General features: G+C 39.5%; 24 protein-coding genes. 15 read left to right on the top strand and 9 right to left on the bottom strand.

Features of this window, described 5'->3' with window-relative positions; all coding sequences use genetic code 11:
• Positions 1–26: 26 nt before the first annotated feature.
• The 3 genes from BEGALDRAFT_RS03785 (at position 27) to BEGALDRAFT_RS03775 (ending at position 2761) form a co-directional block, all read left to right on the top strand.
• Entirely contained in the window at positions 27–1298 is a 1272-nt protein-coding gene (locus BEGALDRAFT_RS03785; protein ID WP_002683807.1) for a coproporphyrinogen-III oxidase family protein, read from the top strand.
• Between the two features lie 122 nt (positions 1299–1420).
• Positions 1421–2152: a sulfotransferase family 2 domain-containing protein gene (locus tag BEGALDRAFT_RS03780; RefSeq protein WP_198284607.1), complete on the top strand. Its 732-nt coding sequence runs from the start codon at positions 1421–1423 to the stop codon at positions 2150–2152.
• Between the two features lie 27 nt (positions 2153–2179).
• Positions 2180–2761 carry a chorismate--pyruvate lyase family protein gene (locus BEGALDRAFT_RS03775; protein ID WP_002683800.1) on the top strand — a complete coding sequence of 194 codons (582 nt, stop codon included), beginning with the start codon at positions 2180–2182 and terminating at the stop codon, positions 2759–2761.
• Between the two features lie 130 nt (positions 2762–2891).
• Here the strand turns inward: BEGALDRAFT_RS03775 and BEGALDRAFT_RS03770 are convergent, their stop codons facing one another.
• From BEGALDRAFT_RS03770 to BEGALDRAFT_RS17845, 4 genes are all read right to left on the bottom strand, one after another.
• A complete protein-coding gene (locus BEGALDRAFT_RS03770; protein WP_002683798.1) occupies positions 2892–3521 on the bottom strand; it encodes a DUF4337 family protein in 630 nt (209 codons plus the stop codon).
• 379 nt (positions 3522–3900) lie between these two features.
• Positions 3901–4692, bottom strand: coding sequence for an NUDIX domain-containing protein (locus tag BEGALDRAFT_RS18665; RefSeq protein WP_232281966.1), 792 nt, complete (start codon positions 4690–4692; stop codon positions 3901–3903).
• A 94-nt stretch (positions 4693–4786) separates the two neighbouring features.
• On the bottom strand, positions 4787–5773 hold the full coding sequence (locus BEGALDRAFT_RS03760) for an ADP-ribosylglycohydrolase family protein (protein WP_002683795.1): 987 nt from the start codon (positions 5771–5773) through the stop codon (positions 4787–4789).
• Between the two features lie 12 nt (positions 5774–5785).
• Complete coding sequence (locus BEGALDRAFT_RS17845) at positions 5786–7060, bottom strand: sensor histidine kinase (protein WP_002683793.1); 1275 nt, start codon at positions 7058–7060, stop codon at positions 5786–5788.
• Between the two features lie 226 nt (positions 7061–7286).
• On the opposite strand from BEGALDRAFT_RS17845, the gene BEGALDRAFT_RS03750 reads away from it, so the two are divergent.
• Entirely contained in the window at positions 7287–7661 is a 375-nt protein-coding gene (locus tag BEGALDRAFT_RS03750; RefSeq protein WP_002683792.1) for a 4a-hydroxytetrahydrobiopterin dehydratase, read from the top strand.
• Positions 7662–7763: 102 nt separating this feature from the next.
• Here BEGALDRAFT_RS03750 and BEGALDRAFT_RS03745 read toward each other — a convergent pair whose 3' ends face one another.
• Positions 7764–8123, bottom strand: a complete 360-nt coding sequence (locus BEGALDRAFT_RS03745) for a LysM peptidoglycan-binding domain-containing protein (protein ID WP_002683787.1) — start codon at positions 8121–8123, stop codon at positions 7764–7766.
• A gap of 323 nt (positions 8124–8446) precedes the next feature.
• On the opposite strand from BEGALDRAFT_RS03745, the gene BEGALDRAFT_RS03740 reads away from it, so the two are divergent.
• From BEGALDRAFT_RS03740 to BEGALDRAFT_RS03725, 4 genes are read left to right on the top strand one after another with little or no spacing between them, the layout of a single operon-like run.
• Positions 8447–8824 carry a hypothetical protein gene (locus BEGALDRAFT_RS03740; protein ID WP_040294862.1) on the top strand — a complete coding sequence of 126 codons (378 nt, stop codon included), beginning with the start codon at positions 8447–8449 and terminating at the stop codon, positions 8822–8824.
• A 29-nt stretch (positions 8825–8853) separates the two neighbouring features.
• On the top strand, positions 8854–9636 hold the full coding sequence (locus BEGALDRAFT_RS03735; RefSeq protein ID WP_002683785.1) for a hypothetical protein: 783 nt from the start codon (positions 8854–8856) through the stop codon (positions 9634–9636).
• The gene (locus tag BEGALDRAFT_RS03730) at positions 9633–10199 is read left to right on the top strand and encodes a hypothetical protein (RefSeq protein WP_002683783.1); all 567 of its coding nucleotides are present in this window, start codon (positions 9633–9635) and stop codon (positions 10197–10199) included. Before BEGALDRAFT_RS03735 ends, BEGALDRAFT_RS03730 begins: the two co-directional genes overlap by 4 nt.
• Positions 10200–10207: 8 nt before the next feature.
• Positions 10208–10657, top strand: coding sequence for a J domain-containing protein (locus BEGALDRAFT_RS03725; RefSeq protein ID WP_002683782.1), 450 nt, complete (start codon positions 10208–10210; stop codon positions 10655–10657).
• Between the two features lie 67 nt (positions 10658–10724).
• Here the strand turns inward: BEGALDRAFT_RS03725 and kdsB are convergent, their stop codons facing one another.
• Positions 10725–11504 (bottom strand): 3-deoxy-manno-octulosonate cytidylyltransferase, encoded by a 780-nt coding sequence (kdsB, locus tag BEGALDRAFT_RS03720; RefSeq protein WP_002683779.1) that lies wholly within the window; start codon positions 11502–11504, stop codon positions 10725–10727.
• 25 nt (positions 11505–11529) lie between these two features.
• Complete coding sequence (gene pdxH, locus BEGALDRAFT_RS03715; RefSeq protein WP_002683778.1) at positions 11530–12144, bottom strand: pyridoxamine 5'-phosphate oxidase; 615 nt, start codon at positions 12142–12144, stop codon at positions 11530–11532.
• 611 nt (positions 12145–12755) lie between these two features.
• On the opposite strand from pdxH, the gene BEGALDRAFT_RS03710 reads away from it, so the two are divergent.
• The 3 genes from BEGALDRAFT_RS03710 to BEGALDRAFT_RS17840 all read left to right on the top strand — a co-directional run bounded on the left by BEGALDRAFT_RS03710 (position 12756) and on the right by BEGALDRAFT_RS17840 (position 17941).
• Positions 12756–13742 (top strand): ABC transporter substrate-binding protein, encoded by a 987-nt coding sequence (locus tag BEGALDRAFT_RS03710; protein ID WP_002683776.1) that lies wholly within the window; start codon positions 12756–12758, stop codon positions 13740–13742.
• A gap of 155 nt (positions 13743–13897) precedes the next feature.
• A complete protein-coding gene (locus BEGALDRAFT_RS03705; RefSeq protein WP_002683774.1) occupies positions 13898–14884 on the top strand; it encodes an ABC transporter substrate-binding protein in 987 nt (328 codons plus the stop codon).
• Between the two features lie 36 nt (positions 14885–14920).
• A complete protein-coding gene (locus BEGALDRAFT_RS17840) occupies positions 14921–17941 on the top strand; it encodes an ATP-binding protein (protein WP_002683773.1) in 3021 nt (1006 codons plus the stop codon).
• Between the two features lie 283 nt (positions 17942–18224).
• On the opposite strand, the gene mraY is transcribed toward BEGALDRAFT_RS17840, so the two are convergent.
• Complete coding sequence (gene mraY, locus BEGALDRAFT_RS03695) at positions 18225–19310, bottom strand: phospho-N-acetylmuramoyl-pentapeptide-transferase (protein WP_002683771.1); 1086 nt, start codon at positions 19308–19310, stop codon at positions 18225–18227.
• A gap of 7 nt (positions 19311–19317) precedes the next feature.
• The gene (locus tag BEGALDRAFT_RS03690) at positions 19318–20667 is read right to left on the bottom strand and encodes a UDP-N-acetylmuramoyl-tripeptide--D-alanyl-D-alanine ligase (protein WP_002683769.1); all 1350 of its coding nucleotides are present in this window, start codon (positions 20665–20667) and stop codon (positions 19318–19320) included.
• Between the two features lie 373 nt (positions 20668–21040).
• Here BEGALDRAFT_RS03690 and rsmB point away from each other — a divergent pair, with 373 nt between their 5' ends.
• Genes rsmB through BEGALDRAFT_RS03670 form a run of 4 tightly spaced genes read left to right on the top strand, consistent with a single transcriptional unit; the run spans position 21041 to position 26529 of the window.
• On the top strand, positions 21041–22375 hold the full coding sequence (gene rsmB, locus BEGALDRAFT_RS03685) for a 16S rRNA (cytosine(967)-C(5))-methyltransferase RsmB (RefSeq protein ID WP_002683767.1): 1335 nt from the start codon (positions 21041–21043) through the stop codon (positions 22373–22375).
• Positions 22332–22967, top strand: coding sequence for a DUF4390 domain-containing protein (locus BEGALDRAFT_RS03680; protein WP_157237542.1), 636 nt, complete (start codon positions 22332–22334; stop codon positions 22965–22967). Before rsmB ends, BEGALDRAFT_RS03680 begins: the two co-directional genes overlap by 44 nt.
• A complete protein-coding gene (locus tag BEGALDRAFT_RS03675; protein ID WP_002683762.1) occupies positions 22949–25162 on the top strand; it encodes a sensor histidine kinase in 2214 nt (737 codons plus the stop codon). The genes BEGALDRAFT_RS03680 and BEGALDRAFT_RS03675 overlap by 19 nt, the downstream gene beginning before the upstream one ends.
• Positions 25159–26529 carry a sigma-54-dependent transcriptional regulator gene (locus BEGALDRAFT_RS03670; protein WP_002683760.1) on the top strand — a complete coding sequence of 457 codons (1371 nt, stop codon included), beginning with the start codon at positions 25159–25161 and terminating at the stop codon, positions 26527–26529. The genes BEGALDRAFT_RS03675 and BEGALDRAFT_RS03670 overlap by 4 nt, the downstream gene beginning before the upstream one ends.
• Positions 26530–26556 lie beyond the last annotated feature (27 nt).

The following is a 26556-nucleotide window of genomic DNA, read 5'->3' as shown; positions in this document are numbered from 1 at the left end:
ATTATTCTGTTTAAAAAGGTATTGTTATGATTAATACTCGCAAAGAAAATCCGTACTGGGAGCCGTCACGTAAAGGCTTTATCACTAACTATCCGAATTTCCTCCACTGGAAAAAATTGGATGTGGATGAGATGCAAACGGATAGACCGTTAAATCTCTACGTGCATAGCCCTTTCTGTGCGCAACGGTGCTCTTATTGCTACTACCGCACCATTACAAACAGCCGTAAATCTGAGATTGATAGATATGTCGATGCCTTATGCAAGGAAATCACGCTGGCAAACCAACAATTTGGTTTAGGTAAACGTCCTGTGAACTCCGTCTATTTTGGCGGTGGCACACCGACCTTGTTAGCGGGTGATAATCTAAAGCAAATCACCGATACGTTACGGCAACATTTCAATTTAGATAACGCCGAATTTACCGTTGAGGGTGAACCCGTCACCTTAACGGAGAAAAAAGCCGATGTTTTAAAAGAATTAGGCGTTAACCGTATCAGTTTGGGCGTGCAATCCCTCTCCGATGACATTATTAAACTCTCTAACCGCCAAGATACAGAAGCAAAAGTCTTGCGTGCAATTGAATTCGCTAAAAGTACCAACGCTGTTGTTAATATTGACTTAATGAGCGGTTTAGCGGGCGAAAAACCCGATACATGGGAATACAGCGTTAATCGTGCGTTAGAAACAGGTGTGCATAGCATTACCGTCTATAAAATGGAGTTGTACACCAATACGCAATATTTTATTGAAGTGCGGAATGAATCCTTACAACTGCCTTCAGATGACCAAGAATTAGACTTTATGCAGTATGCGCTAAATAAATTTGATGAAGCCCAATATCGCCCTTGGAGTTTCTTCACGTTTACCAAAGAAGGGCGTTATACCCACGTACACGCGCCGAGCATTTGGCGGGGAGATGATTGCTATGCCTTTGGTACGTCAGCCTTTGGACGATTAGGCACTTGGGTTTATCAAAACAGTAATGATGCTGATAAATACATCAGTATGGTAGAAGCGGGGGAATTGCCGATTAATCGTGGGCATTACCTCACATGTTTAGACCAAATGATTCGCGATGTCGTTCTTGGGATGAAACTAATACACCTCGATTTAACCGCTTTCCAAAAGAAACACGGCTTTAAACTCAGTAGTTTATGCGGTGCAGAACTGAATAAATTGCAGGAAGACGGTTATATCACGCTGTCCGATACAGAAGTTGTTTTAACACCGAAGGGCATTCTACACGGTGATTATGTGGGTAAAAGTCTTGGTAAACGTTTAGCGGATATGTACTAATAGCAATAGAAACAAATAGATAATAACCGATTAATATCATGGTTAATCGGTTTTATCCGTTTTCTATGAAGCTACAAAAGCGTATAAAAACCTTGTGCGTTAACAACGTGCTTTTTTATTTCATGCTGACATCGTGTGCTAAAAATATGCTTATCTCTCATACACATAAATTTATTTTTTTCCATGTTGCTAAAGCAGCAGGCATTAGTATTCGTGAAGCGTTAAAAGACCATACAGAAGAGCCAGAACACTTTAAAATTCATCGTCCTGCGAAACACTTAAATGGTCAACTTAATCCCCTTTATACCATGTGGGAAACGATGCTATTGCACGCAAAAGCAAGTGATGCACAAAAAATATTACCCGCAGAACAATTCCAACAATTTTATAAATTTGCCTTTGTGCGTAATCCATGGGATTGGCAAGTTTCTATGTATCACTTTTTACTCAAAGAAACGACAAATCCACGTTATGAATTAGTGAAATCTTTTCCTCATTTCGACGCTTATTTAGACTGGGTGATTCATACAAAAAACCCTTTTCCTAAAGGCGCAACTAAATTGCAAAAAACCGTACTGGCGGATGAACATGGAAAGTTATTAGTTGATTTTGTTGGACGTTATGAAAATTTAAGCCAAGATTTCCAATCTATCTGTCAACACATTGGGCTAGATATTCCCGCCTTACCCCATTTAAATCAGAGTAATCGCACCGATTACCGCCATTATTACACCCCTAAAACGCGCCAACTGGTTGCTGAACATTTCGCGGAAGATATAGAACTCTTCGGTTATCAATTTGATGGTACTTATAGCCCACTGTCATGCCATGACGCATTACTGATGCACGGATAAGTCAGGGTTGAAAAGAGATGAAACAGGATGAACGCAGATAATTGGCAAGACCCTGAGCGGTATTTACCCTCTGCACACACAGCAATCACCTTGCAAGAAGGACATTTAGTGCTTGATGCGTTAAGTGCCTTTCAACGTATCTTATTAATCACGGATGGAACATTAACCGAACTGTTAGAGGCTTACTTACAAGAGCCGATTCACGTCGTCAAACTCGCAGAAACCTTACAAGCAAGCCCACAAGCTATTCCTGCCCTAGAGATTCAGCAGGGACAAGGTATTATTCAACGCGATATTTTATTACAAGGGAAACACAGCGGAAAAAATTGGCTTTATGCAGAATCGATTATTGTCCCTGACCGTTTAAGCCCTGAATTTCGTGAGCAGTTATTAACCAGTCAAGTACCTATTGGTAAATTATGGCTTGCCCATCGTTTAGAAACATTTAAGGAAAAACTGAGTTTTTGCACAGAACCCGCCCAACAACGGGCTCATCACTTTGCATTAGAAAACGACGATATTTTATTTTCTCGCACATATCGCGTTTTTTCTCAAGGCAAAGCCATTATGTTAATTACTGAAAAATTCCCGCAAGCCTTTTATCGTTAAAATAATCGTTACACCGATTTTTATATTTATTATTCATATCAATATCCTCTTGAATTCATGCAATTATTGATATGAACTCAAGAGGAAAAACATCTTAATACACGCGCTTAAAAAACCGTTTTTTCATCACTCAAACTGTCGTCGCAATAGAAAACGCCCACGCAGAAAAAACTCCACCTAATGACCCAAAGACAACCATCATACTAAAGAAAAAATGTTTTAATTTAGGGGCTTTTAATAACAAACTTAATGCACCCATAACTAAACATAATTGTAAAAACAGGGTTGCAGCGTCAAATTTATCACCCGCCAAGTTTAAAACCCGAGACTGAGTTTCCCACTGTTTCGCGCCGATGACTTGCCCTAGCTTCCCGTCAACCTCTTGTACCCAATTTGCCTCACCCACAGCACTAGAGCCTTTGAGAATTTCTTGTTTCTCTTTTTTATACCGTTCGATATCTACGTTTAACGTCTCTGTTGTTTTACGAACAGCCTCAACATGAGTCGGCGCAATTGCACCCGATTCAACCAACATGAGCAATAAATCTCGCCGTCCTTCTACCATATCCTCTTTGATGCCTTTGCCGCTATACCATTGATAAGCAGAAACCATTTCGCTATGCGCTAACAACTCATCAGTGCCAAAACGGTCAGCCCCAACATCATTAATTGCTAATAATGCCGCGAAAAACGTCAGCACAATGCCGATACGTTTTTCAAATTTATCAGATTCATCGACTTCTGGTAATTCTATATCCATGATATTCCTTGTAATTAGTCAATCTGAGTTAAGGATAAAATTAAGATGTAAAAATCTCCTGTTTCAACCGACTTATCAGGAAACTTTCTTTATTTTCGCCGAACTCAGGATTGTTTAGGGGTAATCAACTCATTATAGTAACCGTACCATAAAGTGATTTAAATCTAGGACTGGCAGTCCTCACAGGACTGCCAGTCCTTCGCATCGTTTTATAGTGCGTTTACTATATGAAAAAACATGCAACTTGTTTTGTGCATTGCACAGCGTGCCTATTCATTGTGTCGATAAATACGCAATGACTCAATTCCCTATGCAAAATAAAAACCCTGTTAAGCAAGACCGCCTTAACAGGGTTCGACAATGTACGATTGATACGTGATTAAAGAATAGTAATCAGACTAAGCGGATAACGGACACCATTGAGGTAATCATCGACAGCTCGTAAAACCATAGGGCTACGTAATGGTTGTTCTTGCAACTCTTCACGACTCATCCATACCGTGCGAATGATTTCTTTATCTAAGGGCAAATCAGGTGAATAGTTATGATGCTGACCACAGAAAACAATACGTACATAAGTTGTATCATTGACGGGATTAGTATATTGATAAATTCCAATAATTTCCGTAGGCGTAAAATGCCACGCAGTTTCTTCTAATGTTTCACGTGCAACTGCATCGAGTAAACTTTCAGATTTATCTAAATGCCCCGCAGGTTGATTAAAAACGGCTATGCCTTTGACATCTTCTTCAACCAGTAAAAAACGTCCTTCCGATTCAATCACTGCTGCAACCGTGACATGTGGCAACCAAAATGCCTGTTCTTCTTGTTGTTGTTCCAATTGTGCATAGAGTTTTTCTACTAAAAAAACAGTATCGACGGCGGTTTCAGTGGACTGTAAAAATTCAACGCCAATATCATATTGGTCTTCGTCCACATAGCGACACCACACAACTTTCCCATAAATTTTTAATAAATCGCTAGAAAAATCATAAGGTAAAGGAAAGCTGATGGTCACTGTTTTACCATCTTCCCAAGGGCTTTCAGATTTAAAAGCAAGCCCTCCTGAACTGACATTGCTTAAAAATTGTAAATTAGTTAACGATTCATCGATAAGCGATACCGTGATGGGAATTGCTGCCGAATGCCGTAAATATCTTCTATGCTCCATAGTCATTGCCGTCCTCTCCATTTATTAAGATGGTTTAACTTGCTATTTTATGCTGAAAGTAGGGTAAAACCAAATGGTATGAATAGTTTACATACTATACTGGATGAGTATCTGCTAGCATTGCAAGTTGTTTTGCATATTCGACGATTCGTCCACGTTGAGCCAGCTTTGCCAACCAATCAGCCCGAATTGCATCTTCACCATAAAAAGCTCCTGATAATTGTCCATAAATCGCGCCCGTTGTATCCGCATCATCACCTAAATTAACCGCTTTTAACACGCCATCCGTATAATTATCTGTGTGATAAAACGCCCATAAAGCGGCTTCTAATGCGTTCACTACAAATCCTGTACCACGGATATAGGTTTGCAAATCAAATTTGCTCCAATGCGCGATTACCTCAGGTGGTGGCGGATTTTTATGCTGATAACTTCCGCAGGCAATTGCCTCAATTTCGGGGCATAACGGATGCTCGTCCCAATAATGGGGAATAGGACTATAGCGAGGGCTTAATAATCGTTGTTTCGCCTCTCCACGTAATGCGCCGACTAATAAGCCTGCAAAAAAACGGCAGGCATCGACAGCGATACGCGATGCATGTGTTGTACGCGAACTTGCCGCTGCATATTCAATTGCGAGTGCAGGGCTGTTCGCATAAAACAATGAAATGGGTGCAAGACGCATTAAAGAGCCATTACCCGCAGCAAACACACCATCAATACCACAATAAGGCTCGCGTGTTTTTTCGAAGGTTTGTAAGGCTTGTAAAACCGTATTACCAATATCAAAACATTGTGTCGTACTGCTTAAATATCCTTGGCGATACCACAGCAAATAACGTTCCATTTGGTCAACAGGGTCAAAGGCTTGAGTTGTAATTAAACTATCCGCCAAACACAACGCCATAGATGTGTCATCCGTCCATTGTCCTGCTTCCAACTCAAAAACGCCACCGCCTAACATATCCGTTATAGGCGTAAAATGATAAGGCGTTTGAAACTCTACGCTAGTTCCCAGCGCATCCCCAACAGCAAGCCCTAATAAACAGCCTGTATAACGTTTTAAACAGGTATTATCCATACTTGACGCAATTTACTTTGTGGCTAAAGGTAAGGTGAAATAAAAGCGACTGCCTTCCCCTTGTCGACTTGTCACTCCTGCATGACCACCTAATTTATCGGTAATTCGTCGCACAATTGATAAACCCAAGCCGTGCCCTTCATTTCGTTGCCTATCTCGTTCTAATCGAGAAAATTGGCGAAATAATTTCGCGGTTTCTTCAGGAGACATCCCATGCCCGTTATCTTGTACCCAAAACTCGACAAAATTCCCTTCAAGCAAGGTCGCGCCAATTTCTAACACAGGCGGTTGTCCGCCATATTTCAACCCATTCGTGAGATAATTCATCCAAATTTCTTCAATCCAATCGGCATACCCTAAAACTAAGGGGAACTGTTCAGGCATGAGTAAACGCCCATGAAATTGCGCAATCATGGGGGCTAGTCGATTCTCAACAGATTTAAGCACATCATGCATATTAATGATATTCCGCTGTATATTCTGCTTTTCGACCGTTGCTAACAATAAGAGAGAGTGAATAATCTCGACGGATTTCTTAGAGGATTTAATAATAATTTCAAACGATTTGTTCAAAATCTCTCGACGAGGGTCTGTTTCGGCAATATCTTCAATTTCCTCAAGTCCTAACTCTGCAAAGCCGATGATTGCATTAATCGGATTTTTTAAATCATGCGCGACGGTATGCGCAAATGCCTCTAACTCGCTGTTTTTTTCTATTAAGTTACGATTAGCTTCTTCAGCCTTAACTTCTAACTTAATGATATTATATGATAATATGTAGTTTATCCCCAGCGCGCCCAAAATACACAACAACATAATCATCAATAAATTTAAAACCGCTTCGGTTGTAATTTGGTCATAACGTGCAGTTGATAAACCAATGGTCAAATTACCCACAATCACATCATGTTCATAGCCAGACATGGATAATTTATATTTACTTGTTTTTTTAATTGGATAAGTTGCTTCTACAAATCCTGATGGTTCTGCTGTATTACCCGCTTTCCCCAATTCATTACCAGATGTATCTGTAATAACAATATGATGTAAGCGTTTAGTCTGTACTAACTCCTCTAAATAACTATTAATCTTATTTTGTATATTGAGCACAACTAATGCTTGTAAAACATTATCCTGTGCAACACTTTCTGCTAAATAATCGACGGAATTTTGCGCTTCCGTCGTTAAAATCCGCGAAAAATACAAAATAGAAAATAAGGTTGTTGAACTTGCTGTTACAAAGGCTATCACTAAAAAAGCCAATGACAGCTTATATTTTATACTCATACCAGTCTCCCCAAAATATTTTTATATTCATACTATTACATTCTTTTTAAACAGTTTTTAGTAAGTTTTATAACAATGTTTAACATGAATGTTATTTGTGACTACCCTGTCTTTATTTTAAGAGAAACTTTTTAATAATTGTCATTTTCTCCCGCTTGTTTTTTTAAATTCAGGCGATATAAAAATTAAACAATTGTAATTTATTCACAAAGTGGGAGGTATCGCGATGAAAGAAGCGTTGTCTGTTTATAGTCCTGAAGAAATCGGGCAAAAACTAGCCGCAGAATTGCCTCATTGGTATTACGAAGAAGGATGGATACGTCGTAAGTATAAAACCAGTGGTTGGAAAGGGACTTTAATGCTGGTTAATACCATTGGACATCTGGCAGAGGTCGCATGGCATCATCCTGATTTAACCGTGTCTTATGCATTTGTTATTGTAAAATTGATGACACATTCAGCCAAAGGCATTACAGATAAAGACTTTTTACTGGCAAAACAAATAGAATCTGTCGTATTGTGGCGACCAACAGATGGCATTTTAGAAGGAACACCTGATGACCCCCGCTTTAAATACATCAAATATGAAACGGATTCATAACAGATAATCAGGGTAAAACAGAAGGGGTAGAAAAAATAAAAGGTCGATGCCTTGTAAGCATCGACCTTTATTTTATTAATGTCGTATCCCTGACTTTATAAATTAGGGAGCAACTTTCAACACTTGACCAATTTTGATGGTATAAGGTGATTTGATACTATTCCAACGCGCAATTTCGGTAACGGTGCGACCATAACGTTTAGCAATGTTATAAACAGTGTCACCCTTCACAACGGTATGGGTTTCAGTGGTTACTTCAACAGGCGCAGGTGTTTCAACCACTGGAGGCATAGGCTCGGGTGCTGGTGCTGGAGCAGGTGTTTCAACCACAGGGGCAGGTACTTCAGTTTTAGGCGCGGAGGGAGGAACATCTGCTTCTTTGGTAGAAGAACAACCACCTAAGAAGGCTAAGGAAAGTCCACAAACAACAATGAGACTTTTCACTTGATTTTCTAATAACATAGTGTATATCCCCATGATTTATAAAGCTGGATAGCAAGCTCAGAAAGAAAAAAGACCAACAATTTTTTTATGTGCGACAGTTAAGCAAGTACTTGCATACATTACGACATAAATTGTGCAAAAATGATACAACTTCTTACCACAACTCGCTAGGTATGCAATAAAATATTTTCTATTCTATCTTACATAGTGACGTTGTTTAACTATATATTCAATGACTGTTTGTATAAAATACAATTTTAGGAAAAACGGTCGTTTTTCTTAAAAAAACCAAAGACGATACCATTTGGTCTTTTTACTTAATTGCCCAAGAGGAGCTGAAAATGGATTTAAAAACAATCAGTGATGCTTTAGATAATTTAGTGACTTTAAAAATTCGCACGATTGTCGGAACTTATACAGACATGGATGGACGAATTACGGCAGATGAACATGCCCGTTCTATCGTCTCACAAATTGACCTGCTAGGCGGCGATATTACAACAATAATGCATGACGATTTTCTGATTGCCCCTTTAAATGAAGTGATGCAATTTCACGGTCAGCGTGAATTAAAAGGGCAAGATATTATTCAAGGTAATATCCGTGCATTAAAAGAATTAGTGAGCCTCATTGCCACACTTGCTCACCAACAAAATGAAACACCCAGTTTAAACGCATCCAATAACTCAGCAACTAATAGCGATGCCGCTGTTGGTTAATCTGCCGATTTAGGAAGAGACTTCATTACATGGCGGATAAATTTTCTTTTAAAACGCTTGCGCAAAACGTTTTAACCTTAGAAATCAATACTATCATCAACACCAGTATGATAGGGTGTAAACTGCCTAATTCACGGCGTGAGGCATTGTGGGAAATTGCAGCAGATTATAATCGTGCGATGCGTGAATTAGGTTATCTCCCTGTTGCCGAATTCCATCAATGGGATGGTGCGGGCATTATGTCCTTTTTAGAATTACGTGAACGCGCAAAACTGGCGGGACAACTCATAGAGCAAGAATTAGCACTATCAAAAAATAAGCCGATAGAGCTGATTCAACCGTTGAAAGAGAACTTAACTATTTTTACACGGATAAAAATCCAATCTGAACAAATTGTTTCTATGTTTATTAGCCTCGCCCATCAAGCGGGTGAACACATGGATTTAGATGCAATTAAAGCTCTAGCGAAGAATGACCCCGATTTTCGTGAAAAGACAAAAATATGGAATAACGATTTAGAACGACAACGAATGCAAGATGCAGAATTAGCTGATTTAGATATAAGCCCTTCTCAACTCAGCTTTATCCGTAAAATTTGGGAAATTGGAACAGAACGTATTGTTTTACAAACTGTCATTCAAGTAGAAGGTGATATTACAACCCGAATTTCTGAATATCTCCTGCAACATCCAAATCCTACTATTTTAAAATTGCACAATGAATCCATTCTGACCGCTGTGCAATTCTGGTCGAACCTCGTTAAAACCGTTGGAGAATTTGCAAGCGGTTTAATCAGTAAAGTTATCCGATGAATAACCGTCGTTTACTGGATATTTTTCACGAATTTGCCACCAATAGCACGGTGACAATAGAAACAGACTTAAAAGAAACAGGTCAGCAAGGGCAAGTGTATGCAAGTCAATTTCGTACTATCATCCACCTTGATGGCGATGTCTTATGCATTGTGCCATCGCCAGATTTATATCCTAACGACAAAGAATGGTTAAGCCTGATAGATAAGTATGCAGATAAACACAGCTTTGAAGTCAACCAACTACTGCAACAATTAAAACACTATCAGGATTTCAGCAAAAACTTTATTGCAATTTTAGGATACCTACTCGGTAGCGTAACATGGCTCAGTGTTTGGGTAATGCACTATCAAACCCTGTTACGCTGGCTATTTCCCTTTATCTACCAAAAATATCAATTACACCCATTCCTGATTGGTTTTTACCTTGGTTTTGCCTCCATCCTCATCATTTTTAGCTTTGTTTTCATGTTATGGCTGGGTAAAACCCTGATTCGTCTGGCGCGCGTTTTATTAATTCGATATATCTCGCGTAAACTGAGCACCTTTATTCATTTTGATTAGTCACGCTCATGATAAAAAATTACTATCAAATTCTAAAAGTTCCCCGCGATGCGAGTCCAGACCAAATTAAACGCGCCGCACAAAGTAAAGCCGCCGAAATTACAGAAGCTTACAATATATTAAAAGACCCAAAACAGCGGGATTTACATGATGCAACATTAGACGAGTTTGATAGACGTGTCCGCTTTATCAAACAAAGAAATCATTTAATTTACGCACTGATTCCCCTGATTGGCTATTTTCTCATGGCAGTTTTTATCTATTACGTGCCTTTAGAATTACTACACCATATTGCAGAAACCAGTGTTAAAGAAGGAACAACGATTAATTTAATCGATAAAATGACCGCTATTTTAGAAAGCTATATCCCTTTTATTGCAGTGCTTTTAGTTGCAATTGGGGGATTAGTTGCCATTTGGCGATTTATTTGGATTCGTGGAGAAGACCCACTCCCATAAATGCCAATACAGACCTATAAAAACGATATTTAATTGCGCACTTATATTCAGTGCGCTTTAATCACCACTAAACTAATGCTGTCGCTGTCATTAACGCCCGCACTTTCGCTAAATCATCAACCGTATCTACTCCTATACCAATAAATCCCTGCGTTTGCGTAACCACAATTTTTCCACCTTGGAATAAAACCCGCAATTGCTCTAATGCCTCTGCTTGTTCTAAAGCACACACAGGAAAAGTTGTATATTGCTGTAAATATCCCATGCGATACGCATAAATTCCAATATGACGGAAATAAGCCTCTGTCTCAGATAAGGGCGTATTGGGTATTGTCGTTCCTGTAAAGCCATCACGCCAAAAAGGGATTGGAGCGCGACTAAAGTACAAGGCAAAATGCTGGGCATCCATGACAACTTTTACATGATTTGGATTAAACACGCTTTGCCAATCTTGAATAGCTTCGCACGCTGTCGCCATGTCTGCTTGTGGTTGATTTTCTAAGGTTTCTGCCACCTGACGGATTAAATGAGCGGGTAATAATGGTTCATCACCTTGAACGTTTACCAGAATTTCATCCACAGCTAACCCCATTAACCGCGCCGCTTCCGCAACACGGTCAGTGCCAGACTGATGCGTGGTTGCCGTCATATAAACTTCTGCACCAAACGCCCGACAGACTTCTGCAATCCGTGCGTCATCCGTCGCAATCACAACACGTTTAGCTCCACTTTTTTTTGCATTTTGATAAACATGCCAAATCATGGGTTGTCCTGCAATGTCGGCTAATGCTTTCGCAGGTAAACGACTAGAGGCATAACGGGCAGGGATAATGACAGAAAAAGACATATAAACCACGCTCTATAATGAGAAGTTACGGAGAAAGGCGCACGATTTGCCAAGTTGTATCTGGCAATTGTGAGTATTTAAAACGGTCATGCAAACGGCTTGGGCGTTGTTGCCAAAACTCTATCCGATAAGGTTTCACACGATATCCGCCCCAATGTGGGGGACGCGGTGGGTCTTTATCTTGATAAAGCGCGTTTAATTCATCCACACGATTATCTAACCATTCCCGATTTGGAATCTCTTGGCTTTGTTTTGATGCCCACGCACCGATGCGACTTAAGCGGGGGCGTGAATGATAATAGGCATCAGACTCTTCTTCTGAAACCTTTTCCACCATTCCCATGATATTGACTTGTCTATCTAAATTAGACCAATAGAACAGTAATGTTGCGCGTGGATTATCTTCTAATTGTTGCGCTTTAGGGCTTTCATAATTGGTAAAAAAGACAAAGCCTTGCTCATCAAATCCCTTAAGCAAAATCGTGCGCGCATAAGGCACGGCATCTTTACCCGCAGTGACAACGGTCATGGCATTGGGATTGTTAGGATGAGCTTTTTCTGCATCTTTGAACCACAAATCAAACTGAACAAAAGGATTGGGGTTCATATCACTTTTGCGTAAACCAGCAGTGGTATCCATATAAAATTATTACCTTTTAAGTAAAAATCCTAGTTTATTTAGATAGATAAAATACTTACAAAACAATAAGTTATCTTAATTAAGTATTTCTTTAATTTTTCATATAGTTAAATGACAGGATTTTATTACAAAACTGTATAAAAAAGCTTTTTAGAATTTTAATAAATCCCTTCTCATTTTAGGTACAGTGTTTGCTTTTTTTCGTAAAAAACTATGTAAAACACATACTGTCTATTATGCAGATAATGTATGAAAGTTTATATATGGCAATAAAATAACTAATTGATAAATATCAATTTAAAATTTATTTGCTTTTCATGCAAAGTCTATTTTCAGAACGTTATCAACGGCTAATTACTCGCTTGTGAACTCATGATTCTTATGAAATAAGGCGATTTTATTAAACTTTATCGTGTGGAGGTATTATTCATAATTATTTAATAAATATTGTTATTTTATAATGACTTACTTTGATTTGTTGTATTTTATTTTGAACAAATACGCGATATGGTGTTTTTTTCATCAGAAAGTAACATCAGCAGATTTAGAGTAAAACAATAAAATAATCTCTTGTTATTTGGAGAGTAAAATTGAGGTTATTGAGGTTATCGATGTTAAAAGCAGTCAGCACTTATTTTTTAATAATATCTTGTTTATTTGGCTTTTTAAATGTTAGCCATGCAACAGAGAACGCGATAAACACCGCAGGGAAGAGGATTTTTTATGTCGATTCGTATCATGAAGGATACGAATGGAGTGATAGCATCGTTCATACTGTTCGAGATGTCTTGCAGGACAAAGCTCCACAAGTTGAACTGCAAGTGTTTTATATGGATAGCAAGCGGGGCAAACCTAACGAAGCGACATTACAAGCAACGGCGTTAAAAGCACGTGATGCAATTACGCAATTTCATCCAGATGTCTTAATTGCCTGTGATGATAATGCCGTGAAATATTTGGTTAAACCTTATTATAAGGATGTTGATTTACCCGTTCTTTTTTGTGGGGTGAATTGGGACGCGGGTATTTATGAATTACCTTATCACAATGCAACAGGTATGTTAGAAATTTCATTGTTAGATGAACTGACTAAACATTTAGCACAGTATGCGAAAGGTAATCGCATTGGATATTTAGCAGAGTCTCAAGATTCCCCTAAAAATGTACAATACGCTAAAAAGCTATTTGATATCAATTATGAACAAGTCGTTTTAGCGAAGAATATCGATGAATGGAAAGCGGCCTTTTTAGCGTTGCAGGATAAAGTTGACATGTTGATTTTAGGTAACTTCAGCGCGGTGGAAGGCTTAGATAAACAGGCGTTATTAACTTTCATTTTAACGCATCAAAAAATTCCAACGGGTACGGAAGTACCATGGATAGCGGATTACAGCTTGCTAGCGTTTGCAAAATTGCCAGAAGAACAAGGGGAATGGGTAGCAAACACCGCATTGGATATTTTACAGGGACAGAAAATCGACTCGATCCCTATCACGCGGAATAGTAAGGGCAGGTTATATATCAATTTAAAAATCGGTAATCAATTACGCATTGCCTTTGCTCCTGCATTATTAAAAACAGCAACGCTAATTAAATAGCAACCCTGTTTAACGCGACATTAGTCATAAAATATTTGGTAGTGCTAAACAAGTCAGGGTTTAAATGTATAAAATCTAATTCAGACAAAAGCGTTAGAATTAACGAGAAAAATTATACTGGTTTAACACTACCAAAATATCTATAAGGAGGATAAATGTTAGCTCTTTCAATAAAAAACATTGTTACGATTGCTTGTTTATGCGTTTGGGTCAGCGTGAGCGTTGCAGCAGAAACAGGCGTGAGTATCACGGGTAAAAAGGTGTTTTATGTCGATTCCTATCATGTTGGTTATGAATGGAGTGATGGCATTATGCAAGGTATTCAACAGGTTTTAAAGGCTGAAGGTTCTGAGATTATCTTGCAAACATTTTATATGGATACAAAGCGCGGTGAGCCTGATGATGCCGCGATTCAAGCAATTGCTTTACGAGTACGTGAGGAAATTACAAAGTTTAATCCTGATGTCTTAATTGCTTGTGATGATAGTGCCGTTAAGTTTTTAATTAAGCCTTATTATAAAGACGCTGATTTACCAGTTGTTTTTTGCGGTATTAATTGGGATGCGGGCATTTACGGCTTACCGTATAAAAACACCACGGGCATGATAGAAATCTCTTTGATTAATGAAATTATTGCGCATATTAGCAAATACGCACGTGGCAGCAAAATTGGTTATTTAGCAGGGATTAATAACTCCCCTAAAAATATCGAGTATGCAAAAAAATTGTTTAATATCAATTATGACAAAGTGTACATCGTCAGTAGTGTTGATGAATGGAAAGCATATTTTAGACGGCTACAAGATGAAGTTGATATGGTTATTTTTGGAAATTTCAGCAATCTTGAAGGGATAAACAAGGATGATATTTTAAAATTTGTTTTGGAAAATCAAAAAATTCCAACGGGCACAGATTTACCTTGGCATTCTGAACACACGTTGATTACTTTTGCTAAATCACCAGAAGAACAAGGACAATGGGCAACACAAACTGCCTTAGACATTTTAAAAGGTAAGAATCCGAGTGATATTCCTATTATGCATAATGCAAAAGGAAAATTGTACATTAACCTGAAGTTAGGGAATCAATTACGCATTGCATTTGCGCCAGCTTTATTAAAGATGGCAACTATTATCAAATAGAACATTATCATCTATTTGGTTTTTACAGGATTTTTTATGAGAAATATATTTTTTTCCAATTTTTGTAAAAATGCACTGCATACGCAATCAAAAATTATTTTGTTTGCATTTTTACTCCTATTGGGTTTTGGTACGCCTTTATTTTTAGCAGGCTACCTAACAATTAATACAGTGACTTACTCCATGAGTAAAGCACTATTTTTTAAAGAAATGGATTCCATCTATAACAAAGTGCAAGATGCACATAAAGTTTTAAAAGAGGCGGGGGTTAGTGAATTAGATTTTTACGTAACCTCTTCAAAAGAACATTTATTAGATGAGCTTGCAAAACATTATAAGGATAATCAGGGTAAATTAACGATTTATGATGTATCTACTAAAAAACCAATTTTAGGTGATGGTAGATTAATCTTAAATGAAGCAGATTATAATACGATTCTCAAAGAGAAACAGGGAGTTATTCAGCATACTGTTAACTATATACCCAGTTATACATTTTATACTTTCTTTACTATCGTCCCTGAATGGCAATGGATAGTAATGCTTTCTATTCCTGAACATGTTTTGTTTGTTGAGCGTGATTATTATCTAAAAGTAACTTTTATCACGATTATTGTAACACTCTTTCTGATGTTGTTTATTTCTTACGTCTTTTCTCGCCGTATTAGCCAAAAATTGCAGAATACGCTCAAGAGTCTTGATAGCGTGGAACGTGGGGATTTAACGGCTCGCATTGAAAAAGTAGATAACGATGAATTTGGCGTTATTCAGCAAGGTATTAATCACATGCTGGATCGAATTGCTCAAGTCAATGCTGACTTAAAAGTCAGTCAAGAGCGTTTTAACCTTGCGATGAAAGGCACAAGCGACGGTTTATGGGATTTGGATTTGCATACAGGAGCAGTATTTTATTCGCCTCGTTGGAAAGCGATGTTAGGTCATGGTGAAGACGAAATTGGCAATACCATGAGTGAGTTTCAACGCTTAATACATCCAGATGATTTGGATGAAATTATGCAAAAAGTGGCGGATTATCTTGCGAAAAAAATTCCTACTTATGAAGCAACAATCCGCTTACGTCATAAAGATGGGCATTATATTTGGGTTTTAACGCGCGGCATTGCTTTATGGGATGAAACAGGTAGCGCGTATCGATTTATTGGAACACACGTTGATTTAACAGCACAAAAGCAGGCTGAAGAAAAATTGCGTGAGCAACAGGAATTTTTAAAAGTTGTTATTGACAATATTCCCCAGTATTTATATTGGAAAGATAAGTCAGGACACTATTTAGGTTGCAATCAACATTTTGCCGAAAAAGCAGGCTTTCAATCTGCAACAGATTTAATTGGCTTGGATGATTCAACAATGCCATGGCGCGATCAAGCACATCAGCTTATTTTGCGAGAACAAGAAGCAATGGATAATGATAGGATTTTGAAGTATGTCGATACCTACCGCCAAATTCCATCAGGCGTATTGGGATATTTCGATATCAATCATATTCCCTTGCATGATGCAAATAATCAAGTATTTGGTTTGCTTGGTATGGCTGAGGATATTACTGAACGGAAATTAGCTGAAATTCAGTTAAGCGAAGCAAAAGAAGCGGCAGAATTGGCAAATCGGGCAAAAAGCACTTTCTTAGCCAATATGAGCCATGAATTGCGTACCCCGTTAAATGGAATTTTAGGCTATGCCCAAATTTTAGGGCGTGACCGCCGTTTGATGGATGACCAAATAGAAGGTATTCGGATTATCCAACGGAGCGGTGAATATCTACTCACGTTAATCAATGATATTTTAGACTTATCAAAGATTGAAGCGGATCGCGTTGAGTTGTATTTAGTTGATTTTCATTTACCGAGCTTTATCAGTGATATTGTGGAATTATTTGAAGTTCGTGCGCATCAAAAAGGCATTAGCTTTGTGTATGAACCCTTAACCCCTTTACCGCAGGGCATTCGTGGCGATGAAAAACGCTTGCGCCAAATTATCATTAATTTATTGGGCAATGCGGTGAAATTTACCCGTTATGGGGGGGTTACGCTTAAAGTGAGCTATAACCTTGATACGAAAAAAATGCTATTTCGTATTGAAGATACAGGCACAGGGATTGATAACGATTCGTTAGAAAAAATCTTTTTACCTTTCCATCAAGTTGGAGATATTGCGAATAAAGCGGAAGGAACAGGTTTAGGCTTATCCATTACTAAACGTCTTGTAGAAATGATGGGCGGGACTTTAGAGGTTGAAAGCACCTTTGGTAAAGGCAGTGCATTTACCGTTACCCTTGTATTACCCACAAGTGAGCTAGTGAAACCTAAAGAAATTATCCAACCAATGATTGTCGGCTATGAAGGCATTGCCCGTAAGATATTAGTGATAGACGATAGAGAAGAAAATCGTTCCGTTTTACGGACTTTATTAACATCGCTCGGTTTTATTGTTTTAGAAGGGTGCAATGGTCGAGAGGGGCTAGAACAATTAGCGTTGCAAATGCCTGATATTGTATTGACAGATTTAGTGATGCCTGTGATGGATGGCTTTGAATTTGCGCGTCAAGTGCGTAACCATCTGCATCTGCATCGATTACCCATCATTGCAGTATCTGCCAGCGTGTTTGAACATGAACAACAAGCGAGTTTAGAACATGGTTGTAATGCGTTCTTACCAAAACCAATTAAGGCAGATGATTTATTTAACTGTTTACAACAACATTTAAATCTAATATGGATTTATGAACGTGCCTGTGCAGATGAAGCTACACCAATAGCAGCAACCCTTGACGCCGAAGATAATCAGGCAGGTATAGATACAACGATGACGATAGATTTATCGGCAATAGATGCTAACAATTTACATGAGCTTGTACGACAAGGGGATATTCAGGGGATTATTGACTACGCAAATCTATTGATAGTTCAAAACCCGCATTTAAAACATTTTATGGAGCAAATTAAACGCGCGGCGAAAGACTTTGAAGATGAGGAAATCCTCACATTAATTAAGCCTTATTTACAATCTACGGATTTATGTACTGAAGAAGAAACATAGACAGCATTATCGGGATGGTGTTATATAACCTGAGTTCGGCGAGTTTCTTTTAAAAAGACAACAGCTTGTCTGAATCAGGATTAAAAGATTGTCTGAATCAGAATTTTCAGAATTAAAAAGACAAGAAAATTAAAAGAATAAAAAATTATGTTTTTAATTGTTTTTAATTCTGCTAATTCTGAAAATTCTGTGAATTCTGATTCAGACAAAAAAAGACCTGCTAAGTTTTAAAAACCTAGCAGGTCGCTGTTTTGTTTTATAAAACTCGCCGAACTCAAGTTATTTAACGAATTTTTAACGTTGCTAAACCAATTAAGACTAAAACAACGGTAATAATCCAAAAACGCACAATAACACGCGGTTCTGGCCAGCCTTTTAATTCAAAATGATGATGTAACGGTGCCATGCGGAAAATACGCCGCCCTGTTAATTTATAGGAGGCGACTTGTAGAATCACGGAAATGGTCTCGACAACAAAAACACCGCCCATGATAAAGAGGACTAATTCTTGACGCACAACAACCGCAATCACGCCTAACGCTGCGCCTAACGCAAGTGCACCCACATCGCCCATAAAAACTTGTGCAGGATAGGCATTAAACCATAAAAATCCTAAGCCTGCACCAACCATTGCCCCACAGAAAACAACCACTTCGCCCACGCCTGCAATGTAGGGAATACCGAGATATGTCGCAAATTTAAAATGTCCTGTCACATAGGCAAAAATTCCAAGCGCACCAACAACAAGCACCGTCGGCATAATGGCTAAACCATCCAAACCATCGGTTAAATTAACCGCATTGCTAGTGCCCACAATGACAAAATAAGTCAGTAAAACAAAACTGATTGCAGATAGTGGAATGGTGAAGTCTTTGAAAAAAGGGACAAATAAAGTTGTTTCAGCAGGCGTATGTGCGGTTAAAAAAATAACAATGGCTGCACAAAAACCGACCACCGATTGCATTAGATATTTTTCTTTTGCACTCAATCCTTTAGAATTCTTTTTAATGACTTTACGGTAGTCATCAATCCAACCAATACAGCCGAATAACAGCGTTACGATTAAAACTATCCATGTAAATCGGTTAGTTAAATCTGCCCATAATAGTGTACTAGAAGCAATTGCGACGAGAATCAAAACGCCACCCATTGTCGGTGTGCCTGATTTACTAAAATGTGATTTGGGACCATCATCGCGGACACTTTGCCCAATTTGATAACGGGTTAAGTGTTGAATCATGTTAGGGCCAACGAGTAACGCGACCAATAAAGCCGTTAACGCGCTTAAAATGGCGCGTAAGGTGAGATACTGAAACACGTTAAAAGGACTGTAATAATGTGCGAGTATCTCGCTAATCCAGAGCAGCATAGTTTGGTTATTCTCCTTGTGTGAGTGCTTGGACAACTTTTTCCATTTGCATACTGCGTGAACCCTTGATTAATAAGGTTATATTCGCGCTAACTTCGGTTGACAATGCCTGAATCATTGCGGTCTGATTATCCCAGTGACTCGCGCCTTGCCCAAATGCTTGAACGGCAAAACGGCTCATGTCTCCTACCGCCCATAAGCGTTCTATGCCTAATTCTTTTGCTAATTCCCCCAGTTGTTGGTGAAAAGTCGCGCTTTGTGTCCCTAATTCTTTCATGTCACCCATGACTAGCCAACGAGGTTGAGCGTATTGACTTAATACGGCTAATGCTGCCTTAAAAGATTGTGGGTTTGCATTATACGTGTCATCAATCACTGTGCATCCTTTCTGCCCTTGATAGCGTTGTAAACGCCCTTTGACAGCGGACATATTATTTAAGCCTTGTTGGATATGTGATAGTGCACAACCACTTGCTAAAGCACAGGCACTGGCGGCAAGTGCATTCATGACATTGTGTTGTCCTGCAAGGGGTAGAAAAATGGGAACGTCACCGAGTGGGGTAATGAGGGTAAATTGAGCATGGTCAACCGCGAGTGTGAGTTCTTGAGCGGTAATAGTTGCAGATTTTTGTAAACCGAAGGTGATTATTTTACGCTGACCTGCCAGTTCTTGCCATAAACCGCTATAAAAATCGTCGTGGTTAATAATGGCTATGCCGTTATTGGGCAGGTGTTCGAAAATTTCGCCTTTTGTCCGTGCAACCCCTTCTACACTTTTAAAGCCATCTAAATGGGCAGGTGCACAGAGGGTAACAGCGGCAATCGTGGGTTTTGCTAATTCACATAAATAGGCGATATCGCCGCGTTTACTCGCACCCATTTCTAACACGATAAAATCGTGTTTATCGTTTAAGGTAAATAGGGTAAGCGGTAATCCAATTTCATTGTTTAGATTCCCTTGTGTTGCTAATACGTTTCCCCGTCGCGCCAAAATTTGGCGGGTCATTTCTTTAACGGTGGTTTTGCCGTTACTGCCAGTTATTGCGATGACAGGTTGATTAAACTGTTCTCGCCAATAACGTGCAAGTTGCCCTGCTGCTTGCCATGTATGAGTCACACGAATTTGGGGTAAATCTATGCCCGTATTGACTTGTTCTACTAATGCAGCAACTCCGCCTTGCGACTGAATTTGTGGTAAAAAATCATGTCCATCAAATTGTTGTCCCTTTAAAGCGAGATAAAGCCCTCCTGTTAAAGGGTTACGGGTATCGGTATAACATCCTGTAATTGTGACATTCGCACCGATAAGTTGTCCTTGGAGAACGCGGGCGATTTCTTCTGATGATAACTGAATCATGGTCTGTAAGCAGTCATAAAGTAAAGGTGAGATAAAGAAGCGTTAATACAAAAGAAGTGTTTTTCCCGCCAATGAACCTTGGGGCAGGTAATCATAACAATATTTTAAGTGTGTCCAAATACAGCACAATTCGCTTAGATGAATAAAATTGTTATGACAATAGGTTTCATGCCTATTTATTTGTAGTGGCAAAGATGAATTATCTTTTTAAAAAATAAATAAATTTTTATTAAAAAACATTTCTAGCGTAATATAAACTTATTGGTTTTACATGACTTTTTTATGAGGGGAGAATAAACCCGCATTTTTTACAAAAATTACTATAAAATAGCTACCTTTTTTTATTCTGCGGAACACACGCTTATAACACCTTATGTCTAAATCTAAACCTGTACAGGCTCGTCAAGTTGCATTAACAGTTTTACTTGCTGTTATTCATCAACGTCATTCACTTTCTGAGAGTTTAGATAAGCACTTGCCCCATCTTATGGATGGACGCGAACGTGGATTAGCACAAGCGATTTGCTATGGGGTCATGCGTTATTTACCACAGTTACAATGTATTTTGCAGCAATTATTAAGCAAAGGCTTAAAAGAAAAAGATATTGATATAGAAATTATTTTATTCATTGGTTTATATCAATTATTGTTCATGCGTGTTCCTGCTCACGCGGCAACAACAGCAAGTGTTGAGTTAACCCGTTTTGTCCATAAAGCATGGGCAACAGGGCTAGTTAATGCGGTATTACGGGCTTGTTTGCGCCAACAAACGGCATTATTAGAAATTGTAGAACAAGCACCTGTGAGTCGTTTTGCACATCCTGCATGGTGGTTAGAGAAATTTCAGCAAGACTGGGCAGACAATTGGCAAGCCATCGCACAGGCAAATAATCAACATCCACCACTCACTTTACGGGTTAACGAACGTAAAACCCAGCGTGCTGATTATTTAGCGTTATTACAAACACACGGTATTCAAGCAACCCCCGTTCCCTTCACACAAACAGGCATTTTTTTAGAAAATGCGCTGGATGTACAGCAACTGCCTTATTTTCAGCAAGGATGGATTTCGGTACAAGATGGAGCGGCACAATTAGCAGCCCCCTTACTCGATGTACAGACAGGGATGCGAGTTTTAGACGCATGTGCAGCACCGGGTGGAAAAACGGCACATTTGTTGGAGTGTAGCAACCCGTGTGAGTTGGTTGCTATCGATAATCAAATGGCGCGTGTTGACACAATGCGTCAAGGGTTACAGCGTTTAGAGTTAGTCGCAACAGTGCTATGTGCTGATGCGGGTGAGCCTGCGACATGGTGGGATGGGCAATTATTTGACCGTATATTGCTTGATGTTCCTTGTTCTGCCAGTGGGGTGATTCGTCGCCATCCAGATATTAAACATTTACGTCAGGCTAACGACATTTCGGCATTACTGGCACAACAGGCGCGTTTATTAACGGTTATTTGGTCTTTATTAAAACCAAATGGGAAATTATTGTATGCAACTTGTTCAGTTTTTTCTCAGGAAAATCATTTACAATTGCAACATTTTTTGCAGTCTCATCCTGACGCACTTGCCGTTCCGCTAAAGGCTGAATGGGGACATGCTTTGCCTGTGGGTCGACAGATTTTATCGGGCGAATTTAATTTTGATGGTTTTTATTATGCCTGCCTTGTTAAACAAGATATTTCAGTTATGCGTACCTAAATGTAGCATTTGGGGATTATCTAAATCCTATTATCTTGCTTTTATACGACAAATGTTATGGTTATTAAGTGCCGCTTGCGTACTATTCAGCGTTTCAGCACATGCAGAATTTTTCATTAAGCACGCAAATACTTTTTTAAAAAATGACGTTTATCATCTAAATGCACAATTAAATAATAAATTAACGCCAGAAGTGATTGAAGCGTTAAATAGTGGCGTAGCGATTACGTTAGAATTAGCGATAGATGTGCGACGGGTGCGCTCTTTTTGGTGGGACAATCAAATTGCAAGTTTACGTCAACGTTACCAACTGCGTTACTATCCACTGAATCAGCAGTATGTTGTGTTGTATTTAAATACAGGCATTCAAGAAACTTTTTTAACCTTAAATGCAGCGTTAAGCTCATTAGGAAATTTAAAAGATTTTCCCTTGTTAGATAAAACCCTGATACAAGAAGAAAACCATTATCAAGTTTATTTACAACTTCGCTTAGACATTGAAGCCTTACCCGCCCCTTTACGTCCGATTGCCTATTTTTCTTCGGGATGGCTACTTGATAGTGAGTGGTTTATATGCGATTTAACGCCATAACTTTAAAAACATGGATAAATATTGGAACTGCCGTTATTTTGTTATCTGCCTTGTTATTATCAATGCTGATGACCTCCGACGCGCTACAAAGTTCAACCCGCTTTGACCGTCTTTATACGTTATTATTAGTCGGTAATATTATTGCAATTGTTGCGCTGATTGCTTTAACTCTTTTAAATGTGGGGCAATTAATCCGTCAAGTTCGTAAGCAACGCACAGGCGCACGCCTAACTGTTCGTTTATTTATCTTATTGGTTTTTCTCTCAGTAACACCTGTTTCTATTGTTTACTACTTCGCTTTACAATTTATTAATCAACGTTTAGATAGCTGGTTTAATGTTAGTATTGAACAAGCACTGTCAAATTCATTAAATTTAAGCCAAGCCGCCATTGATGCCCGTCGTCGGGAAGCATTACGTCAAACAGAAGCCATTGCAGAAGCCCTCAGTTTATCCGATGAAACCCAAGCAATCCCACTCGCTTTAGATGAATTACGCGCCCGCAGTGGGGCTTCAGAAATTATGTTATTAACCACAAATGGGCGTTTAATCGCTTCTAATGTGGCTGATACAGGGCAATTATTGCCAACGCAACAACCCAATGACAGCTTATTACTCTATCTAAAACAAGCGCAAAGCTACATCGGTCTTGAACCAACCTCATCACAAGGTTGGACAATTCGAGTAATTGTAAAAATTATGCAAGGCAATGAAGTCTTGTTATTACAAACCTTATTCCCTGTTGCACAGAATATCAAAGAGTTAGCTAGCACCGTACAAGCGACTTATGCAGACTATCAAGAACGCGCCTATTTACACGACCCGTTAAAAATTAGCTTTACCCTTGTTTTATCCTTACTCCTCTTAATCACCATCTTTGGTGCAATTTGGGTGTCCTACTTTATTGCACGACGTTTTGTGACCCCCTTAATCGATTTAGCGGAAGGCACACAAGCGGTTGCACGGGGTAATTACGATAAACAACTGCCCGTTAATCAACTCAACGAATTAGGATTTCTGGTGCAATCCTTTAACGATATGACACGACGCATTGCCTTAGCACAAGAGGCAGTAAAACGGAGTCAAGAAACCACCGATGTACAAAAAATTTACTTAGAAACCGTACTCGGGCGATTATCATCTGGCGTTATATCCCTAGACAATCAATTACATTTGCGAACAACAAACGCGGCAGCTGAACATATTCTTGGTATTCCACTGACTGAATTATTAGGGCAATCTTTATGGGAACTCCAAGAAGCTAACCCACCGCTACAAGCAATCTACATCTTAGTTCAAAAATATCAGAATGATAAAGATGTCTCTGATTGGCGTGAAGAAATGACTTTTTTCGGAACGGGCGGGCGTAAAATTCTCATGTGCCGTGGTACACGCTTAAAACCAGCCTACGAAAATCTGCCCTTAGAAGGAGGTTATGTTCTACTCTTTGACGATATTACTAATTTACTTCAAGCTCAACGCGAAGCGGCTTGGAGCGAAGTTGCACGTCGTCTAGCCCATGAAATTAAAAACCCATTAACCCCCATTCAACTCTCCGCAGAACGATTACGACAAAAATATCTACGCGAAGATAAACCTGATAAACAACTAGAAACCTTAGACCGCATGACCCACACTATCATCCAGCAAGTCGAAGCGATGAAAGAAATGGTTAATGCATTTTCAGACTATGCCCGCACGCCACAAATGAAATGGCAACGGATTAACTTAAATAATCTGATACAAGAAGTCTTAGACCTTTACCAAAGTGAAAAAATCCATTTAACCTTTTTATTAGATGAAGACCTACCCATTATTGAAGCAGATAGAGGACGACTACGACAGGTTTTACACAACCTGATAAAAAACGCCATTGAAGCCAGTCCTGTAGATGCACAAGTGTTAGTACAAACCCGTTACTTATCAGACCCACAGCTAAACTGTGTAGAATTACGCATACAAGATGAAGGGCCTGGTGTACCCGCACAACTATTAGACCAAATATTTGAACCTTATGTCAGCACTAAGCCCAAAGGAACAGGCTTAGGACTCGCGATTGTGAAAAAAATCATTGATGAACATAACGGCATGGTTTGGATTGAAAACACACAAGGGGCTTGTGTCATCATACGCCTCCCGATTATAAATCTCAGCCGTTCAGAAACAACTGCTACATCCCACGTAGAATCCTTATGAATACAACCGCACACATTCTTGTTGTTGACGACGAACCCGATATTCGCAACCTTATGAAAGAAATCCTTGAGGATGAAGGCTTTCTAGTGAGTGTTGCCGAAAATGCAGACACTGCCCGCCAACTACGGCGCGAAATTCAACCCGACTTAATCCTATTAGACATCTGGATGCCCGACACAGATGGCGTAAGCCTTCTCAAAGAATGGCATGACAGCGGACTGATGGACACCCCCGTCATCATGATGTCAGGACATGGCTCAGTAGAAACTGCCGTCGAAGCCACCCGACTCGGCGCATATGACTACATAGAAAAACCCGTTTCCATCTCTAAGCTCCTCATTACCATGAAACGCGCCTTAGAAATGGCAATTCTCCGCCGTGAAAACTACGGACTGCGTAAACACGCCCTCACCGTCTCAGAGCCAATCGGCAATAGCGAAATCATGAGCGCGTTACGAGAACAAGTAAAACGGATTAATCAACATGATACCGCCGTCCTTATCACAGGCGAACCAGGTAGCGGTCGCACCCTCTTTGCCCGCTATATTCACCAAAACAGCCGACGACAATCAGCCCCCTTTGTCAATGTTCGCGTTGCAGGAATGCACCCAGAAAACCAAGCCTTAGAACTATTCGGCAACCAAAACAGCAGCACCCCCTCCCGCCTAGAACAAGCCAACGGTGGTACACTCTTTATTAAAGATGTTGTCGACCTAGATGTTGCGGTACAAGCTCGCCTACTCAACTGCCTAGAAAGTCAATTCTTTTTCCGCAACGGTGGCGCAGAACCAGTACCAATTGATGTCCGTGTGATTGCCGCGACTGACTACGACCTTGACGAAGCCATCAACAACGGACACCTACGCGAAGACCTTTACTACTACCTAAATATCGTCCCTTTACGCATTCCGCCATTACGCGACCACTACGAAGATGTTCCCCAACTCCTAGATTTCTACACCAATCTATTTGTCAATCAAGAAAATCTACCCTATCGTCGCTTTACCGTCGCTGCCCAAAATCGCCTACGCCACTACAATTGGCCGGGTAACGTCCGCGAATTAAAAAACCTCGTGCAACGCCTGCTGATTCTTGGCAATGGCATGACTATCGAACTCAACGAAGTAGAACCTATTCTCAGCAGTCACCAACGTCAAAACAACAACAGCAGTAATAACAACCAATCCATGTACGACCTCCCCCTGCGTGAAGCGCGTGAACAATTCGAACGGGCTTACCTAGAACACCAACTCCAAGAAGTCGGTGGCAATGTCAGCAAAGTTGCTAGCCGCGTTGGACTAGAAAGAACCCACCTGTATCGTAAACTCCGCGCGCTAGACATAGACCCCAAACAAACTAAAAAATAAACAATACTAAATAACCCCATTGCCACA

This window comes from Beggiatoa alba B18LD (genome assembly GCF_000245015.1).
Classification (GTDB): Bacteria; Pseudomonadota; Gammaproteobacteria; order Beggiatoales; family Beggiatoaceae; genus Beggiatoa; species Beggiatoa alba.
Note: the sequence above shows the minus strand (reverse complement) of the source record. Positions and strands in the feature narration are given on the sequence as shown.

Excerpts from the sequence above, each read along its gene's own strand:
- BEGALDRAFT_RS17845 (WP_002683793.1), bottom strand. The coding sequence starts at position 7,060 with ATGAGTATAAAATATAAGCTGTCATTGGCTTTTTTAGTGATAGCCTTT.
- BEGALDRAFT_RS17840 (WP_002683773.1), top strand. The coding sequence starts at position 14,921 with ATGAGAAATATATTTTTTTCCAATTTTTGTAAAAATGCACTGCATACG.
- mraY (WP_002683771.1), bottom strand. The coding sequence starts at position 19,310 with ATGCTGCTCTGGATTAGCGAGATACTCGCACATTATTACAGTCCTTTT.
- BEGALDRAFT_RS03780 (WP_198284607.1), top strand. The coding sequence starts at position 1,421 with ATGCTGACATCGTGTGCTAAAAATATGCTTATCTCTCATACACATAAA.
- BEGALDRAFT_RS03680 (WP_157237542.1), top strand. The coding sequence starts at position 22,332 with ATGCCTGCCTTGTTAAACAAGATATTTCAGTTATGCGTACCTAAATGT.
- BEGALDRAFT_RS03710 (WP_002683776.1), top strand. The coding sequence starts at position 12,756 with ATGTTAAAAGCAGTCAGCACTTATTTTTTAATAATATCTTGTTTATTT.
- BEGALDRAFT_RS03740 (WP_040294862.1), top strand. The coding sequence starts at position 8,447 with ATGGATTTAAAAACAATCAGTGATGCTTTAGATAATTTAGTGACTTTA.
- BEGALDRAFT_RS18665 (WP_232281966.1), bottom strand. The coding sequence starts at position 4,692 with ATGGAGCATAGAAGATATTTACGGCATTCGGCAGCAATTCCCATCACG.
- BEGALDRAFT_RS03785 (WP_002683807.1), top strand. The coding sequence starts at position 27 with ATGATTAATACTCGCAAAGAAAATCCGTACTGGGAGCCGTCACGTAAA.
- BEGALDRAFT_RS03670 (WP_002683760.1), top strand. The coding sequence starts at position 25,159 with ATGAATACAACCGCACACATTCTTGTTGTTGACGACGAACCCGATATT.
- BEGALDRAFT_RS03775 (WP_002683800.1), top strand. The coding sequence starts at position 2,180 with ATGAACGCAGATAATTGGCAAGACCCTGAGCGGTATTTACCCTCTGCA.
- BEGALDRAFT_RS03690 (WP_002683769.1), bottom strand. The coding sequence starts at position 20,667 with ATGATTCAGTTATCATCAGAAGAAATCGCCCGCGTTCTCCAAGGACAA.
- kdsB (WP_002683779.1), bottom strand. The coding sequence starts at position 11,504 with ATGTCTTTTTCTGTCATTATCCCTGCCCGTTATGCCTCTAGTCGTTTA.
- BEGALDRAFT_RS03745 (WP_002683787.1), bottom strand. The coding sequence starts at position 8,123 with ATGTTATTAGAAAATCAAGTGAAAAGTCTCATTGTTGTTTGTGGACTT.
- BEGALDRAFT_RS03675 (WP_002683762.1), top strand. The coding sequence starts at position 22,949 with ATGCGATTTAACGCCATAACTTTAAAAACATGGATAAATATTGGAACT.
- BEGALDRAFT_RS03730 (WP_002683783.1), top strand. The coding sequence starts at position 9,633 with ATGAATAACCGTCGTTTACTGGATATTTTTCACGAATTTGCCACCAAT.
- rsmB (WP_002683767.1), top strand. The coding sequence starts at position 21,041 with ATGTCTAAATCTAAACCTGTACAGGCTCGTCAAGTTGCATTAACAGTT.
- BEGALDRAFT_RS03760 (WP_002683795.1), bottom strand. The coding sequence starts at position 5,773 with ATGGATAATACCTGTTTAAAACGTTATACAGGCTGTTTATTAGGGCTT.
- BEGALDRAFT_RS03735 (WP_002683785.1), top strand. The coding sequence starts at position 8,854 with ATGGCGGATAAATTTTCTTTTAAAACGCTTGCGCAAAACGTTTTAACC.
- BEGALDRAFT_RS03770 (WP_002683798.1), bottom strand. The coding sequence starts at position 3,521 with ATGGATATAGAATTACCAGAAGTCGATGAATCTGATAAATTTGAAAAA.
- BEGALDRAFT_RS03750 (WP_002683792.1), top strand. The coding sequence starts at position 7,287 with ATGAAAGAAGCGTTGTCTGTTTATAGTCCTGAAGAAATCGGGCAAAAA.
- BEGALDRAFT_RS03725 (WP_002683782.1), top strand. The coding sequence starts at position 10,208 with ATGATAAAAAATTACTATCAAATTCTAAAAGTTCCCCGCGATGCGAGT.
- pdxH (WP_002683778.1), bottom strand. The coding sequence starts at position 12,144 with ATGGATACCACTGCTGGTTTACGCAAAAGTGATATGAACCCCAATCCT.
- BEGALDRAFT_RS03705 (WP_002683774.1), top strand. The coding sequence starts at position 13,898 with ATGTTAGCTCTTTCAATAAAAAACATTGTTACGATTGCTTGTTTATGC.